The organism is Candidatus Thiothrix putei, assembly GCA_029972225.1.
GTDB classification, from domain to species: Bacteria; Pseudomonadota; Gammaproteobacteria; order Thiotrichales; family Thiotrichaceae; genus Thiothrix; species Thiothrix putei.
Window position 1 is genome coordinate 1,151,024 of the sequence record CP124756.1, and the last position, 16,377, is coordinate 1,167,400.

The 16,377-nt window shown below is 45.2% G+C and carries 13 protein-coding genes and 1 pseudogene; 10 read left to right on the forward strand and 4 right to left on the reverse strand.

All coding sequences use genetic code 11. The features are described from left to right. The first annotated feature begins 8 nt into the window (after positions 1-8). The 4 genes from QJT81_06000 to QJT81_06015 are packed head-to-tail and all read left to right on the forward strand — an operon-like array spanning position 9 to position 3,918. Positions 9-1,928 carry an ATP-dependent DNA helicase gene (locus tag QJT81_06000; protein ID WGZ95539.1) on the forward strand — a complete coding sequence of 640 codons (1,920 nt, stop codon included), beginning with the start codon at positions 9-11 and terminating at the stop codon, positions 1,926-1,928. Next, complete coding sequence (gene tsaB, locus QJT81_06005) at positions 1,909-2,607, forward strand: tRNA (adenosine(37)-N6)-threonylcarbamoyltransferase complex dimerization subunit type 1 TsaB (protein WGZ95540.1); 699 nt, start codon at positions 1,909-1,911, stop codon at positions 2,605-2,607. Before QJT81_06000 ends, tsaB begins: the two co-directional genes overlap by 20 nt. 50 nt (positions 2,608-2,657) lie before the next feature. Beyond that, positions 2,658-3,158 carry a macro domain-containing protein gene (locus QJT81_06010; protein ID WGZ95541.1) on the forward strand — a complete coding sequence of 167 codons (501 nt, stop codon included), beginning with the start codon at positions 2,658-2,660 and terminating at the stop codon, positions 3,156-3,158. A 16-nt stretch (positions 3,159-3,174) separates the two neighbouring features. After that, on the forward strand, positions 3,175-3,918 hold the full coding sequence (locus QJT81_06015) for a hypothetical protein (GenBank protein WGZ95542.1): 744 nt from the start codon (positions 3,175-3,177) through the stop codon (positions 3,916-3,918). A 66-nt stretch (positions 3,919-3,984) separates the two neighbouring features. Here the strand turns inward: QJT81_06015 and cysZ are convergent, their stop codons facing one another. Beyond that, a complete protein-coding gene (gene cysZ / locus QJT81_06020; GenBank protein WGZ95543.1) occupies positions 3,985-4,716 on the reverse strand; it encodes a sulfate transporter CysZ in 732 nt (243 codons plus the stop codon). 78 nt (positions 4,717-4,794) lie between these two features. On the opposite strand from cysZ, the gene QJT81_06025 reads away from it, so the two are divergent. From QJT81_06025 to QJT81_06050, 6 genes and pseudogenes are all read left to right on the forward strand, one after another. Beyond that, a complete protein-coding gene (locus tag QJT81_06025; protein WGZ95544.1) occupies positions 4,795-5,418 on the forward strand; it encodes an NAD(P)H-dependent oxidoreductase in 624 nt (207 codons plus the stop codon). A gap of 184 nt (positions 5,419-5,602) precedes the next feature. Then, positions 5,603-5,995 (forward strand): annotated as a pseudogene (locus QJT81_06030) (hypothetical protein). Positions 5,996-6,392: 397 nt separating this feature from the next. Further along, on the forward strand, positions 6,393-8,717 hold the full coding sequence (locus QJT81_06035) for an acyl-CoA dehydrogenase (GenBank protein WGZ95545.1): 2,325 nt from the start codon (positions 6,393-6,395) through the stop codon (positions 8,715-8,717). Between the two features lie 68 nt (positions 8,718-8,785). Then, a complete protein-coding gene (locus QJT81_06040; protein ID WGZ95546.1) occupies positions 8,786-11,116 on the forward strand; it encodes a toll/interleukin-1 receptor domain-containing protein in 2,331 nt (776 codons plus the stop codon). Further along, the gene (locus QJT81_06045) at positions 11,109-12,089 is read left to right on the forward strand and encodes a MoxR family ATPase (GenBank protein ID WGZ95547.1); all 981 of its coding nucleotides are present in this window, start codon (positions 11,109-11,111) and stop codon (positions 12,087-12,089) included. The genes QJT81_06040 and QJT81_06045 overlap by 8 nt, the downstream gene beginning before the upstream one ends. Next, complete coding sequence (locus QJT81_06050; protein WGZ95548.1) at positions 12,090-14,006, forward strand: hypothetical protein; 1,917 nt, start codon at positions 12,090-12,092, stop codon at positions 14,004-14,006. On the opposite strand, the gene wecA is transcribed toward QJT81_06050, so the two are convergent. The 3 genes from wecA to QJT81_06065 all read right to left on the reverse strand — a co-directional run bounded on the left by wecA (position 13,978) and on the right by QJT81_06065 (position 16,205). After that, the gene (gene wecA / locus QJT81_06055; GenBank protein WGZ95549.1) at positions 13,978-15,282 is read right to left on the reverse strand and encodes a UDP-N-acetylglucosamine--undecaprenyl-phosphate N-acetylglucosaminephosphotransferase; all 1,305 of its coding nucleotides are present in this window, start codon (positions 15,280-15,282) and stop codon (positions 13,978-13,980) included. The two genes, QJT81_06050 and wecA, sit on opposite strands and share 29 nt — an antisense overlap. 162 nt (positions 15,283-15,444) lie before the next feature. Next, the gene (locus tag QJT81_06060) at positions 15,445-15,924 is read right to left on the reverse strand and encodes a DUF3368 domain-containing protein (GenBank protein ID WGZ95550.1); all 480 of its coding nucleotides are present in this window, start codon (positions 15,922-15,924) and stop codon (positions 15,445-15,447) included. After that, positions 15,921-16,205: a UPF0175 family protein gene (locus QJT81_06065; protein ID WGZ95551.1), complete on the reverse strand. Its 285-nt coding sequence runs from the start codon at positions 16,203-16,205 to the stop codon at positions 15,921-15,923. The genes QJT81_06060 and QJT81_06065 overlap by 4 nt, the downstream gene beginning before the upstream one ends. Positions 16,206-16,377: the final 172 nt, after the last annotated feature.

Here is a 16,377-nt window from a genome sequence, read left to right on the forward strand (position 1 = left end):
GACTGGATTTGCCGGATTTATTGGGTGAATCCGGGCCGTTTGCACAACTGATTGATGGTTTTCAAGCCAGACCACAACAGCAGGCGATGCTGCAAGCGGTGCAAACCGTGATGCAAACGCAAGGCACTGCGGTGATTGAAGCCGGTACTGGGGTTGGAAAAACGTTTGCTTACCTTGCGCCTGCGTTGTTGTGTGATGAGCGCGTGATCATTTCCACTGGCAGTAAAACCCTGCAAGATCAGCTTTACCACAAAGATTTGCCCTTGGTACGCAAGGCGTTGAAAAGTGCGGTCAAGACGGCTTTGCTGAAAGGACGTGCAAACTACCTGTGCTTGCATCGTCTGCAAGCTACTTTGGATGAAGGGCGTTTGCCTGACCGTAAAAGTGTCACTTGGTTGCACCGGATTCGTGATTGGTCGGAATTGACCGGCAAGGGTGATATTGCTGAATTGTCCGCAGTTCCACACGATGCTGAAATCTGGGGGCGGGTTACGTCTACCACTGAGAATTGCTTGGGCGCAGAGTGCAACGAGTATCAGGATTGTTACGTGGTAAAAGCCCGGCGAGCCGCACAGGAAGCCGATGTGGTGGTGGTCAATCATCATCTGTTTTTTGCGGATATGGCGCTTAAGGAAGAGGGTTTCGGGGAGTTATTGCCGCTTGCCAATGTCGTGGTATTGGATGAGGCACACCAATTGCCGGAAATCGCTTCAACATTTTTCAGTGATACGTTTAGCAGCCGCCAGTTGCATGACTGGAAGCGTGATACCTTGGTAGAGGTATTGGCAGATGCTTCGGATATGCCGCAAATCCGCGATCATTTGGATCGTTTGGAAAAGGCAGTGCTGGATTTGCGGCTGGCAATGGATATACCGGGGCAGCGTGCACCGTGGGTACGCATCAGCCAAAAGCCTGCTATTGTCCAGCACATGCAAGCGCTTCAGGATTGCTTGGTTGATTTGGCGGCGTTGCTGGAACATGCGGCAGAACGGAGCAAAGGCTTGCAGTCGTGTTACGAGCGTTTGCTGGAACAACGGGCACGGCTGGGGCGCTTGCATAACCCGCCGCCCGATACCGTGCAGTGGTTTGAAACCTTTACCCGTGGCTTTGCGATTACCACGACCCCGTTGGATGTGGCTGTGCCGTTCAAAAAGTGCATGGATGAATTGCCGTGTAGCTGGGTGATGACCTCGGCAACGTTGGCGGTGGGGTCATCGTTTGAGCATTTCAACCAGCGTATGGGGTTGGATACGGCGACGACCTTGCAACTGGATAGCCCGTTTGATTATTGGCATAACTCGTTGCTGTATTTACCGGCAGGCTTGCCTGAACCGCAGGATGCGGGGTTTGTTTCCGCGTTGGTGGAAGCGGCGATTCCAGTAATCAAAGCCTGCGGAGGGCGCACGTTTATGCTGTTCACCAGCTATCGTGCGTTGAATGAAGCGGCGGAATTGTTGCAAGACCGTTTTGAATATCCGTTGCTGATTCAAGGGGAATCGCCGCAACGCGATATGATTGAGCGCTTTCGCGAGTTGGGCAATGCGGTCTTGTTAGGTACGGCGAGTTTCTGGGAAGGCGTGGATGTGCGCGGTGAAGCGTTGAGTTGCGTGATTATCGACAAGCTACCGTTTGCTGCCCCCAACGATCCGGTGATGGAGGCGCGGCTGGACAGTATTCGCAAACGCGGCGGTAATCCGTTCGGTGAATACCAGATTCCGCAGGCGGTGATTACCTTGAAGCAGGGCGTGGGGCGGCTGATTCGTGACCAGCAGGATCGCGGGGTGCTGATGATTTGCGACATCCGTTTGCGGACGCGCAGTTATGGTAAGACTTTTTTGGACAGTTTGCCGCGTATGCCGCGTACCCAGAAGTTAGACATCGTGGAACGTTTTTTTGCTGGAAATTTGAATGAAACTACTAGTCCTTGATACTTCAACCGAAGCTTGTTCTGCTGCTGTGTATGCGGATGGTGCGACCTTTTGCGAATTTGAACTGACCCCACGAGCGCATACCCAACTGATTTTGCCGATGGTGGAGAAAGTGCTGGCGGCGGCGGGGCTGCGGTTGGCGGAGGTCGATGCGCTTGCCGTCGGGTGTGGCCCCGGTGCGTTTACCGGCATTCGTATTGGCGTAGGCGTGGCGCAAGGCTTGGCGATGGCGGCGGATAAGCTGGTGATTGCGTTGTCTACGCTGGCGGCATTGGCGCAGCAAGCGTATATGCAACACGGTGCAACGCAGGTGTTGGCGGCGCTGGATGCTCGCATGGGTGAGGTATATTGGGGGCAATATGCGTTGCAAGATGGTTTGATGCAGTTACAGGGTGTGGAGCAAGTGTGCGCTCCGGCGGATGCGCCATTGCCTGCAACGACGGAATGGTTTGCGATTGGACACGGTTGGTCAGCGTATGCAGATGCTTTGCAATCGCGGTTTGGCGATAAATTCAGTGGGGTGGATACGGAGTCGCTACCTGCTGCTGAATTTATGTTGCCATTAGCTGTTGCTGCGTGGCAAGCGGGCAGGGCAGCCGCACCGGAAGAGGCGCAGCCGGTTTACTTACGGAATAAGATTGCGCTGACCACGCAAGAACGCTTGGCTGGTCAACACTGACAGTTGATGGCATGGTTAAGTCATCAGATCACAGTGCTACAGGGGGGGTGATGATTGAAATCAGGTGTGGCAGTATTTTTGACATAAACGCAATGGCAATGGTTAACCCTGCCAATATCAGCTTGTTACAAGGCAGCGGGTTATGTGGGCTGATACACAAGCGGGCTGGCAGGGAGTTGGAAAACCACTGCAAAACATTGGGCAAGCGCCATGTCGGTGATGTGGTGATTACGCCATCTTTCCAACTGGAGGGGGTCGATTGGATTATTCACGCTTGTGGGCCGCGCTGGATGGGGGGCAACAAGGGTGAGGCTGATATGCTTCGACAAGTGTACCGGAACCTTTTTAACGCTTGTGTCGAAGCGGGTATAACCAGTGTTGCCATACCCGCCATTGCGACGGGAATCTACCATTTCCCGCTGCAAGAGGCGACCGAAATTGCTTTGCAGCAGGCAATCAAATATCGGGACAATCCAGAACTGAGGATTGTTTTTGTCAACGCTGACCCAGAAAAACATGAAATCTATACAAAAATGTACGCCATGATGTAAATGGTGTCACGAATCAATGAGTGGCTTACTATCCGTGCCTTTTGTCGGCTTACCTTTTCTTGGGTTTGTAAGGTGCGATACTCTTAATGCCAGTAAAAAAATCGCCAAAATAATGGATAACAATATGAAAAATTTAACATTTCATCCCTGGGTGGGAAAAGTCTACCATAATGGCGGAATCTTTCATGGGCGGAAAATTCTGATTTTAGGTGAATCTCACTATGGTGCAGATGATGACGAAGAAACCGTAGAATACACCCAAAATGTTGTGGACTGGTATGGAATACAGAATGGTGATGGTGCAGGCAAGGCATTCTTTTTAAAAATTGCTGTATCAATGCTGATGAAGAATGCTTCTTGGGATGTATCAGATAAGGAAAGGATTGATTTCTGGAATTCCGTGGCATTCTATAACTACATTCAAGGATTCGTTGGTGACAAGCCAAGGATGAGACCCACTAGCCCGCAGTGGGAAGAGGCAAAGCAGCTATTCATTAATGTTTTAGATGAGTTGAAACCCGATTTTTGTATTGCTTTTGGGTTTTCTTTATGCGGGGCATTGCCTGATTTAAATCGCTCAGTACAGGATATTAATGATTATGAAACCTTCATTTATAAGCGTAATGATGGTGGCTCGACTTATGTAGGATGTGTCAAGCATCCTGCTGGTGGATTAAATTATAAAGATACGCAACACCGTATTCGAGCTTTGTTTGATTGCCAAGCCCTAACGGATCAAATGCTTGAACCCGCATTATGATGGGGGCTGCCGCATTCTGTGTGGTATAGCCACAAGGGATGCGGCATCAGGCTTACTCTCTATGCTTTATTGTCGGTTCTGAGATAGCCTATTCACCCACAACGCTGTGCCACCCGCAACCCCAACGGGCATGGCAAAGAAATTCAGCACTGGAATCGCCGTCATCAGCGATAACAACCACCCAAATCCTAACGCTTCGCCGCGATTTTTCTTCAACGCCACCAGCTCATCCTTGAAAAATAAGTTGTGGTTGCCCATCGGGTAGTCGGCGTATTCAATCGCCAGCATCCATGCGCCAAACAGCGTCCACGCCACGGGTGCGATGATATTGACTACCGGAATCACGGTGATAATCAGCAGCAGGATGAACCACTTACCCATGTACCACAGCTTGCCGAGTTCGCTGCGGAAGGTGCGCACGATCAGTGCGGGCAGGCTTTTGTAGCCTTCAAATTCGGGGACGGGTTGCCCGTTAAGACGCGCTTCTACCCGCTCTGCTAGTACCGAGTTGAAGGGGGCGGCGAGAATATTCGCGACGATGGAAAACACGTAAAATACCACGAAGAAAATCAGCACGGCGAACACAGGCCACAGCAACCATTCCAGCCATGTCAACCAGTTGGGCAGCAGACGTGTCATCCAGTAGTCGAGTTGCGATTTTGCTAGCCAAATACCGCCAGAAAACAACACGATATTGATTAGCAGCGGCACGACCACAAACGGGCGGATGCCTTTTTGTGTGATGAGTGATAGCCCGCTAAACACGTAGCCGAAGCCTTTGAACAATCCCGTTATCATTATCCTATTTCCTTGTATGACGCTGTGGCTATACTGTAGCGCATTTAGCGAACCGTTTTAAGTTAAGGAGTTTTAACCATGCAGCCATTCCTGCAAGCGATGATGTTCCGCCATGCCTGTAAAAAGTTCGACCCGAATCGCCAGATTCCGGCGGATGAGTTCCAACAGATTCTGGAGTTCGGGCGTTTGTCGCCGTCATCTTTCGGGATGGAACACTGGCATTTTGTGGTAGTACAAACGCCGGAATTGCGTGAAAAATTGCGCGAAGCTTGCTGGAATCAGCCGCAAATTACCGAAAGCAGCCATGTGGTGGTGATTCTGGCGAAAACTGCTGCGGTCGAGCCGTACAGTGAGTATGTGCAACGTTTGTTTGGGCGGCGCGGTTTGCCCGCCGATGCCGAGCAGGCGTATTTGGCACGTTATGCGGCGCACAATGACAGCGAAATAAAGCCGTATTTGAACACCTTCGCTTGGAGTTCCAAACAGTGTTATATCGCGCTGGCGAACATGATGACGGGGGCGGCAAGTTTGGGGATTGATTCTTGCCCGATTGAAGGCTTCTCGAAAGTGGGAGTGGAAACGTTGTTGGGTGTTGATACGAGTCAGTACGGTGTGGCAGTGGTGGTGGCGTTTGGTTATCGTGCGGGTGAACAGCCGCCGAAGTTGCGGCAGACTTTAGAGGATTTGGTGGAATACCGTTGATTTTATTACTCGCCGCGAATTCACTACTTTTTTCTGTCTGATTTCTATGCTAAATGGGAATTAAATCACTAATTTGCAGGTCAATAGCATCTATAAGCATGGAATTGTAGTATATGTCAATAACAGCGTATTCCAGCAGGCACTTCTTCTAGCCTGTGCCTGCGGAACACCGTAGGAGTGAGCTATGCGTTTCACCGACTGGTTATGGAATAGAGGTATTGAGTGGCTCAATACCATCCCCCGCGAAGAAGACTTCAGCGCCCTGTGTAATTTTGAGTTCCTCGAACGTGAAATCCGTCCGGCTGACGTTATTCTGTTTGCGGGGCAATCGCGTGTCAGCAAAGTTATCCAAACCGTGGTGCTGTCGCCCTGGACTCATGCCGCTTTATACGTCGGGCGGCTGAATGACATCCGTGATCCCAAAGCGCGTTCTCGCCTTGCTGCTTATTATGACGGTGATTTGAGTGAGCCATTGGTAATCGAATCCCTGCTTGGCAAAGGTACGGTGGTGACGCCGTTACGTCATTATCGCAAAGAGCATTTACGCATTTGCCGCCCTGCGAGTTTGACATGGCAAGATGCAGATAAGGTGGTGAATTTCGGGATCGAACACCTTGGTATGGGTTATGACGTGCGCCAATTATTGGATTTGGCGCGGTTTATTTTCCCCTATGCGATTTTGCCGCGTTGCTGGCGGTCGAGTTTATTTCAACACAATGCGGGGCAACCGACGCACATTGTGTGTTCCAGCATGATTGCGCGGTGTTTCCAGCAAGTGCATTACCCCATTCTGCCGATTGTGCATAACGCGCAACAAGATGAAGTACGCTTTTATGAGCGCAATTTCCGCCTGATTACGCCCAGCGATTTTGACTACTCACCCTACTTTACGGTCATCAAATACCCGGCATGGAATACAGGTCACGAACCGGCGTACCGTACTTTGCCTTGGCATCAAGATAAGGAGGATTCCCATGAGTTGGCTAACAAAATACCGACAGCAGTATCTCAGTCGCCCCGTTATGCGCCTGATGAAACAGCAATTGCCGCCAATCTCGCAGACGGAACAGGACGCACTGGACAGCGGCAACGTCTGGTGGGACTCCGAACTCTTTTCCGGCAAGCCGGATTGGTGTCGTTTGCACGATCTCTCTATTAGCAAATTAACGGTTGAGGAACAGGCTTTTCTGGATGGGCCGGTGGAAGAACTGTGCCGCCGTTTGGATGACTGGCAAATCACGCACGAACTGTACGACCTGCCGCCAGATATTTGGGATTTCATCAAGCAACAACGTTTTCTGGGCATGATTATTCCCAAGGAGTACGGCGGTTTGGGCTTTTCCGCACTCGCTCATTCGCAAGTCGTCATGAAAATTTCCAGCCGTAGTGTGACGGCTGCCGTCACCGTGATGGTTCCCAATTCGCTTGGCTCCGCTGAATTGTTGCTGAAATACGGGACACAGGCGCAAAAGGATTATTACCTGCCACGTTTGGCAGATGGGCGTGAATTGCCATGTTTCGGGCTAACGGGGCCGGAAGCAGGGAGTGATGCCAGTTCGATTCCTGATAGCGGGATCGTCTGCCGCCAGGATTTCAATGACGAAACAGCGGTGTTGGGCATTCGTTTGAATTGGGAGAAACGTTACATCACTCTGGGGCCAGTGGCGACGTTGCTGGGGTTGGCTTTCCAATTGTATGACCCTGAGCATTTGCTGGGCGATAAGGAAACGCTGGGGATTAGCGTGGCGTTGATTCCCACCAATCACCTCGGTGTGGTGATTGGCACGCGCCACTACCCCTTGGATATTCCGTTCCAAAATGGCCCCAATTACGGGCGCGATGTCTTTATTCCCATGGATTGGTTGATCGGTGGGCAAGCACAGGCTGGCAAAGGCTGGCGCATGTTGGTGGAATGCTTGGGTGAAGGGCGTGGTATTTCCTTGCCTGCACTGTCAACGGGGGCTGCGAAAGTGGCAGCGCGTTATACCGGCGCTTATGCACGGGTTCGTCAGCAATTTGGAATGCCGATTGGGCATTTTGAAGGGGTGGAAGAGCCACTGGCGCGTATTCTCGGTAACACGTATTTGATGGATGCGGGGCGTATTCTCACCGCCACCGCGATTGACCAAGGGCAACGCCCCGCCGTCATCACCGCTTTATTGAAATACCAGTTGACCGAGCGGATGCGGCGGCTGATCAATGATGCGATGGATATTTCCGGCGGGGCGGGCATTTGCATGGGGCCTTCTAACTACTTGGCGCGGGCTTACCAGTCGATTCCCATTGGGATTACGGTGGAAGGCGCGAATATCCTCACCCGTTCGCTGATTGTGTTCGGGCAGGGAGCCATGCGTTGCCACCCTTGGTTGCTGAAGGAAATTCAGGCTGCCAAGGCGGATGATGTGGCGGCATTCGATACGGCATTCATGGGGCATGTCAAACACCTTGCCAGTAATCTGGGGCGTAGTGTGTGGTATGGGTTGAGCAATGCGCGTTTTGTGGTATCGGGTTCGCCACTGACACGCCATTATTACCGTCACTTAAGCCGTCTGAGCAGCCAGTTTGCCTTACTCGCCGATTATGCCGCACTGTCTTTAGGGGGGAATTTGAAACGGCGCGAACGTTTGTCGGGGCGCATGGCGGATATTCTTGCCAATCTCTACCTGTGTTCGGCGGTGCTCAAGCATTTTGAGGAGGAGGGCGAGCCGGAAGCCGATGTGCCATTGATGGAATACGCTTGCAAACTGACGATTCACCGGGCGCAACAGGCGATGTTAGCGGCCTTTCATAATTTACCGCATCCTTGGCTGGCGAAAACGTTGCGTACCTTGATGTTCCCGTATGGCAAGCCGTTTAGCCCACCGAATGATACCTTGATTCACCAAGTGGCGCGGTTAGCGCTGGAGCCTTCTGCCACCCGCGACCGTTTGACGGCGGGGATTTACATTACCAACGACCCGGCGGATCGGATGGGGCGGATTGAGGATGCTTTGCATAAAACACTGGCAGCAGCAACGCTGGAAAAGCAGTTACGCAAGCTGATGAAAGAAGGCAAATTGGTGGCGCATACGGTCGCAGCGGCGATTGTGGAGGCAGGGGAGAAAGGTCTGCTGGATAAGTTTAGCGTGGAAAAATTGCTGGCGGCACGGCGGGCAACGGCGAATGCGGTGCGGGTGGATGATTTTCCAGCGGAGTATTTTCGGAAAAGAGAATATTCAGGGCTGAATACACTCACGGATGATCTGCCTTTACCGGTGCGTTCTCTCCCGCGTGCTGCGCCTGATTTTGCCGGTGATTAGGCATGGGAGTGTTGCGAATATGCTGATAGTATCCAGCGGTAGGGACAAAACCTGATGCTGGATTCTACATGACCAAACCTCGTTATATTTTTCTAAGCCACAATAGCACCGACAAGCCGGAATTAATGCGTTTTGCTGAGGCATTGGTAAAGCGTCCATTAGCTCAAGCTCATAACCTGCAAGTGTGGTTGGACAAAACTAACCTTGAGCATGGTGTTCAGTATGTCAATCAGTTTGCGGCGAATATCAATCACCCGGATACCTGCGCGTTTTTGCTGTTCATGCCGCGTGAGCCAATTCGGGCTTATGTGGCGTATGAAATCGGTATTGCTCTTGACCGTCATCTAAATGACCAAAATCTTGGTAAGCGTTTCCCCATTTTGCCGGTATATCCGGGGGCGCATTCCGGGCGAGTTGAATTGCCACAAGCCATTTGTACCTTCAATTACCGTGAATATGTTTATGATGATGTGCAACAGATGGATGCCATCATCATGGATGCCCTCGGTAATATTTCCCCCGTAGGAGCCAGCCCCGCTGGCGATTCTTCTGATTTTATTGAAACAGGGAAAGAATCGCCTGCGGGGCAGGCTCCTACAAGGGAGCAGCGTGAGGGGTATGATGTTTGGTTGTCGTGGGTGCTGACGAGGCGGGGTAATGAGCTACAAGCAGAGGATGATGGGCGCAATATCAGCACTTTGTTTTGTGCTGGGCTGCCGGGTATCGACGCTACGCCGGAACAGTTGCTACCACTGGCGATTTGGTTATTGGGTGAGCAAGCAATAGACGGTATCAAAGGTCGGGTGCGCATCCTGACCGATGACCCTGAGCTTGCCCTGTTGCCGTGGCATCGTTTGCCGCATCCGCAAACTGGAGTTCCACTATTAGAAATAGGCTGGATAGTGGAGATAGGTGCAGTCCGCAGTTATTCCCCAAAGTTTTTCAGTCTTACGCTAAATACACCGTTGTTGGTTATTCCGTCTCACCAGCGACATGAAATTGCAGGTGACCGACATTATGCACTGGTTCAACGCTTTTTTGAGGCATATTTAAATATTCATGTAATACCACGTGTTACTAGTCCGTTCGCATTGAAGCGTGAATTGCAGCTTCATAAACCTGATTTGATTTATGTGTTCTCAAGATTTAATGGCGTATTTCTAGAGTTGGATTATGGTATAGACAGAGAGAACTCTATTTCTTTGGAGTATTTTGGTTTGTTAATAGAGGGTTTAGAAAAGCCTCCAGTTGTAGTAATGTTTTTAATCGGTGATTGTCTAAGTCATTATCCTTCTTTATTAATAAAGTCTTCTCGAATAGTGTGGATTCAAACCACATCTAGACCTAATAAAAAATCAGGAGATTTTGATGGGGATTTTGAAAAAGTATTAAATAAAATTTCATCTAAAAATGGAGATTTTATTGATTCGATATTAAAAGAAACCAATAAGGATAATCTTGGTGTGCATAACTTTGTGTGGGTTACTGGAAGAAGCCCTTGGGTTCAAGTAGTTGATCATAAAAACAAATACGCACTTATATTAAAAGCTGCATTATTGAAGGTTATATTAGGACGTGAATCATTAAAACATCATGTGGCTAGTGTGGTTTCTACACACTTATCTCAGCGTATTTCACTAAGTGCTTATCTTGTGACGGGGGATGTAAATGCTTGTCCGCATGACGTACCAGCACAAGTTCAATATCGACTTCAGTGGGGAGATAGAGAAAATAGTATTCCTACTATACAATTTTATTTTAATTTAGATATTGATGGCTCCGGTAAATATGTTAACTCATTAGATCAATATGTTTACAATATGCTAGATGATGCTATTGTTCAGGGGATATTATTTCGTTTTCCAAATGCTGAAGAAGTAATTAAACATGAATTGAAAAAACGAGGTTTGAATGAACAAAAATGTTGTGTATTTTTAAATTGGTTCTTATTGATTAATAAGAGCCAAGAATCCTCAGTGTCTGAGTGGATAAAGGTTTTGGGAAGAGTTATAAATGAATACTTCTCTCATGTTAGCTTGGATGAAGTGGTTTTGTTAAATGCTATTTGTATACAGGTACAGGATGAGAAAAGTGTACAGGATGTACAGTCATTGGGAAACAATGCTTTAAGACATCTTCGTAATCTAAAAGGCTCTTCTATTGAGCCTATTATTATCAAAGAGGGACTTGGCAGGCTAGATGCTGGTGATATTAGTGATTTTCTTGATGCTAATCAAGGTTATTGGCGGGGTGAATTAAGATTAAAAGATTTCAATGTCGATTCGTGGGGATTTGCGCAATGGGTTGTTTCTAAAACTAATGGGGTTTTTGATGGAACAGTGAATCTGATTTGGCAGCAATATCAATGTAATTATATGGAGTATTTTTTAAATGAATGATTTTTTTAATATTATTAATAAACCAGTGGATTGGAAAAAACATGATGAGGAGCATCTTGCTGATAAATTGAAAGCATTAGCTGCCAGTGTCTCTGTTGTGGAACAACGTGATTTAGATAGTGCCGCCGAACGTTTTCAACCTTCGCAAAATTTACTGAATGTAATCAATGCTATGTTAGCTGCCAGAGTTCCTTTATTGTTAACAGGAGAACCTGGAACAGGAAAAACACAGGTGGCATGGTTTATTCGTAGATTTTTTAAAATCCCATTGTTTGCTTACCAAGTTCATTCTAATAGTAAAGCAGCAGACATGAGATATGATTTTGATGCAGTAGCTTATTTGCGAGATGCTTACTTGGCTAAGTATACAGAAGCTGATGAGAATGTATTATATGATAATGAGTTTGACTGGCGTTCACAGCCAAAATATTTGAAGCAGGGGGTTTTATGGAAAGCCTATGAGTGTGAGAGTGAGTGTGTTTTGTTGATTGATGAAATTGATAAAGCACCACGCGACTTTCCAAATGATTTATTGCAAGAGTTAGATCAAAATAAATTTGAACATCCATTTCATGGTGGGAAATATATTTCCCGCAGAGGAATGCCTCCTATTACAATTATTACAAGTAATGGAGAGCGGCGTTTACCTGATGCTTTTCTGCGTCGATGTATAGTGTTTAATATTGTTTTAACTAAAGATTTGCTGTTGGATATTATGACTGCTTGGCAGAGTACATTTCCCTATTTAGATCAAAGTGTACAGAATATAGCATTAAGACGATTTTATGAAATTCGTAGTATTCCACAATTAAGTAAAAAGCCAGGAGCAGCAGAATTACTTTTATGGCTAAGTGTTTTGTCAGCACAAGGGGTTAAAATTAATCAATTAAAAGACGATGTGCCATTGAAACTATTACCAGCGCTTGCTTGTTTGATTAAAGATTATGATGATTATCAATTTCTAGGAGGCTAGATGCAATACAACATTAGTCTGGAGGTTTTTTTGGAACATGTACGTTTACGAGGTGTGTATGTTGGGCTATCTGAAGTACGAAAAATGCAAGCAATTTTCTCTCGAATGCCGCATTTATCACGTATAGATCTTTTAAGTGTTCTGCAATCTGTTCTGGCTAAAAATGAATTTCAGTTTGATATTATAAAAAATGTATTCGATCAACTGATTCCATACGAAATGAATGCCTCTGTAAGTATGTATGATAACCAAATAATTATTGATGCGAGTAGCACCCTAGGACAAGAGGTGAAAACTCATCACATGGATTTGAAACAAAAAAAGTCTAAAGATAAAAGTCTGTATATTCTTGTGTTTTTGACAGTTGTTTTTTTCGTTATTTTTAGTGGATGGGGGATGTTTGAGAATAATATAGTACAACCAGTAAATAATGTTTCTAATTTTGATACTGAGAATAATATTGATTTCATATTGTTGGTGTTGAGTCTGATATGTTTAGTTGTTTTGAGCTTAAAAATTTATAAAAATATAAACATAGAACCAGCAATGCTTGTTAAAATTAATCATCACGGTAAATCATTTATTCCACCCGTAACAAATGGATTGAAAACCTATTTACTTGATGCTACGTCAAGAAAAAAGATTGAGTGGGAAATTGAATGCTATATTAATAATGATTTGTCTGCATCATTAAGTATGGATGAGACTGTTCGCCTCTCAGCGATAAAGGGTATGCCAGCTATTTGTTTCAATCATCCTACTCATCAAAAAAAGCTTTGGTTATGGCAGGATCAGTTTAGTCAAAACTCTAATCTGTTTAATTTAGTAGATGAAATTTCAATATTATTAAAAAACATGAATATCCATTTTGATAGAGGGTATTTTCGAGGGGGTCTATCCTTCGTGAATAACCAACGAGGCGAGGTTATATGGTCATTATCAGCAAGGCAACAACATTTTAATGATTCAGATTTAATATTGGTTTTTTGTGATTCTGATAGTTTATTGTGGATGCGATCAGGAAGAGATGCAGCTTTTCAGGCGATTTCTAAAATGGATAATTTAGCATTTGTTAATTGTGATTCTCATGGGTTAGATATATGTAAGCTCATTGCTGATGATGGAGTAAGATGTTTATTGCCAAATCAAATAGGAGATTGGATTGCTGGTAAAATTCATTATGCTAAAGTAAATAATTTAAATATATTTGATGATTTACATCGTCTGGCAGTGGCATGTTCATTACCTGAACGCCAAGTTATGGAGGATGAAATACGAGCTTTGCATGAGATATTGAAACTGAATTGCATATGGTTTTATGATGAGTTACAGCGATATGCTGAGAAAACTAGCTTTGGACTAGATTTTGAAAAGAGTAGAATGAGTTTGATGCAAGATTTTTCAAAAATGGCATTAATTGATAACAATGATTTTTATAAAATTTTAGACTTTTGGATAAAGCGTAATGTTGATATTAATGTTCAGTTGTTAAAGCAGGAGACTCCTCATCGTCCTTGGTCTGATTCACGTAGACAAAAGCTATTGGAGTTAGATATTGCTCTGTTAGAAATGTGGATAGATCCTGAAAAAGCGGCTAAAAAAATTTATGCTTTATGGTGTAATTCCGATCTTTCAGAGGTTGTTGAAAGTAGAATGCAGCCATATTCCTGTCAAGTTGTGAGTTCAATAGTACCCGCAAAAAATGAAAAGCCGTTAGGTATTGAACTTCCATTTTCCTGGGCTGATTTGTCTATTGAAACACAGAAGCAGCTTGTATCGTCTGGTTTTAGTGGCATGAGTGATGATGGTTTTTGGTCAATTGATAAAGCAAGCCAAATAATACTAGGTATTTTGTTTGGTATTGTAATTATTTCCATAATACATATATTTATAAGAGTCTTTTTGATAGAGTCCTAATCCGCCAGAAATACAGTGCAAAACCCATTAGGAAGGTTAAGAAATTAGTAACATCTTGAAAATGACCAACATGCATTGCTATACCTAAAACTGCAAAAAATGCCGATAAAGTGAAAATTCTCAAAAGTGCCATGCGCTTATCATGCCCGAGTTGCAATAGAATATGATGAAGATGTGTACGATCTGCCTTTAGGGGTGATTGCCCATGAATGAGTCTAACGATGATCACTCTCGCCATGTCCATCAAAGGAACAGCAATCAGCCATAAGGCGGTGGTAGCGGAAAAACTCAGTTTGCCTTCTGCCTGTGGCTGTGATCCTTGGATAAGCAGCCACACCACAGTAAATCCAATCAACATTGAGCCGGTATCGCCCATAAAAATCTTTGGCAATAATTTCTGATTTATCGACAAATTAGAAATTAAGTAAGGTATTAACGCACTAGCTAAGATTAAAGTCAGCTTCATGTTTGTTATATCGGCACTTAGGAAGAATAGGAAACCCATGCTAACAAATGTCACGAGTGCGGTAGTTCCAAGTAAGCCATCAATACCATCAATCATATTATAGGCATTAATAGCAGCAATGACCGCCAATACCGTCACTGCATAGCCCAGTGCTCCCAAATTCACCTCACCAAAACTTAGAATATTTCCCAGATTATGAATGTAATTATCACTCCCCACGCACATTAGCACAGCCACCAGACTTTGTACGAGCAATCGGAATTTAGCTGACAAATCTTTTGCATCATCAACTACCCCTAGGACAACAATTAAGCTACTACACACAAGATAGGTCAGAGAGTTAGAATCAAGTGTCATAAACAAAAAAACACCAATTACTATGCCAATATAAATTGATGTTCCTCCAATTAATGTAATTGATCCGCTGTGATATTTTCTGTCTTTGTTGAAATTATCGACTAATCCTAATCTTTGTGCTATGGGGTTCAAAAATAAGATTGAGAACAAAGTAGTCAACATGACAACTACTATTAAAGTAATAGTGTCTTTTAATATTGGTATCGCCATGTCTTTTGTCACTAAAATAATAAGTAATGCCAACATCATTACCATTAAAATATAAAGTAGTTTTATATTAAAATTTATTATCATTTTTAATATGTTAAGAAGTATTTTTCTTGAAATGGCAGAGAGTGATTCTGTTTTGTATTGAATGGATTGCTTATGAGCTATGCTTGTTAATAGGATTAGAACTGTGAGTGTAAATGCTATATAAATAGAGTTGATTTTTATTAATGCTAGGCCAATCAATATTCCTAATATCATACTCAATATGAGAGTTTGATATGTACTTTTCCTATTTTTCATTGCTTTTGTTACCAGTCTTGAGTTAGTGAAAAGTATGTCTCTTTGAGAATTTAGCAAAGCGCCATATTTGTTGTTGCGACTTCTCAATTTTTAGATGGTGTTTCATCAAGTTTCACCCGCTCGTTCTAGCACAGCCAGATAAACCGATTGTGAATACCACCGACCTTTGGCAATCATTTCATCCAGAATTGGCTTCACTGCCACAATTGAACCTTCATCTTTCGCTTTCAACAGAATCGATAGCGTCCTGACAACATGCAACCCTTCTCGGCGGGCAATAGCATAGCCAATGTTTTCATCAATGATGACTCTGGTAGCCTGTATCTCTTTTGCTAGAAGAATGGTTTCTGCCTCACCATGATCCAGCTCTTCCCGCAAACGGCTGCGTTCTGCCATATCCTGTACTGCACATACAGTAATAAAATCGGCATCAATTTCCCGATAGCCGTAAGATTGCTTTGCCTTGATTTCCCGATAAACCGCTTCAGCGATGATGATTTCACCAAAAACATCCCGCAGCAAATCAAGTCTGCCAACCGAACTGAGCGAAATGATCGGGGTGCTGTTACAGACAGTTATGGTCATAATTGTTTGGCATCTGCAAAAATATCATCAATTTCCTTATCCGTATAATCAAACACAGGTTCCCCTTCCCGTTGCAGCTTTTCGATGAAATCCAGCTTCGCATAGCCAGCCAGTTCTGCGGCCTTGCCCAGCGACAATTTGCGCTTGCGGTAAAATAGCAGGGCTGACGAGAAGAGGATGTCCCGGATGAATTCATCCTTGTCCTCCTTAAGCGACGCTAAAATATCGCGTCTGATAGGGAAAGAAATATTGATAAAGCGTTCTTCTAAAGCATTTTCCATGACAGTCCCCTGTAGGAGCCAGCCTTGCTGGCGATAATCAAAGTAGCCTACACCCACCGATACCACTTCTCAATCCTCCGATTCTTTCCCCCACGGTACACAAGCTAATCAAGTCGGGTTAGTTAGCAGCGCATACTGTGAAATGCGGTGCGGGTGGATGACTTTCCGGCGG

Coding starts and splice junctions, on each gene's coding strand:
- tsaB (WGZ95540.1), top strand. CDS start 1,909: ATGAAACTACTAGTCCTTGATACTTCAACCGAAGCTTGTTCTGCTGCT.
- QJT81_06015 (WGZ95542.1), top strand. CDS start 3,175: ATGAGTGGCTTACTATCCGTGCCTTTTGTCGGCTTACCTTTTCTTGGG.
- QJT81_06065 (WGZ95551.1), bottom strand. CDS start 16,205: ATGGAAAATGCTTTAGAAGAACGCTTTATCAATATTTCTTTCCCTATC.
- QJT81_06035 (WGZ95545.1), top strand. CDS start 6,393: ATGAGTTGGCTAACAAAATACCGACAGCAGTATCTCAGTCGCCCCGTT.
- QJT81_06045 (WGZ95547.1), top strand. CDS start 11,109: ATGAATGATTTTTTTAATATTATTAATAAACCAGTGGATTGGAAAAAA.
- QJT81_06040 (WGZ95546.1), top strand. CDS start 8,786: ATGACCAAACCTCGTTATATTTTTCTAAGCCACAATAGCACCGACAAG.
- QJT81_06060 (WGZ95550.1), bottom strand. CDS start 15,924: ATGACCATAACTGTCTGTAACAGCACCCCGATCATTTCGCTCAGTTCG.
- QJT81_06025 (WGZ95544.1), top strand. CDS start 4,795: ATGCAGCCATTCCTGCAAGCGATGATGTTCCGCCATGCCTGTAAAAAG.
- cysZ (WGZ95543.1), bottom strand. CDS start 4,716: ATGATAACGGGATTGTTCAAAGGCTTCGGCTACGTGTTTAGCGGGCTA.
- QJT81_06010 (WGZ95541.1), top strand. CDS start 2,658: ATGATTGAAATCAGGTGTGGCAGTATTTTTGACATAAACGCAATGGCA.
- QJT81_06050 (WGZ95548.1), top strand. CDS start 12,090: ATGCAATACAACATTAGTCTGGAGGTTTTTTTGGAACATGTACGTTTA.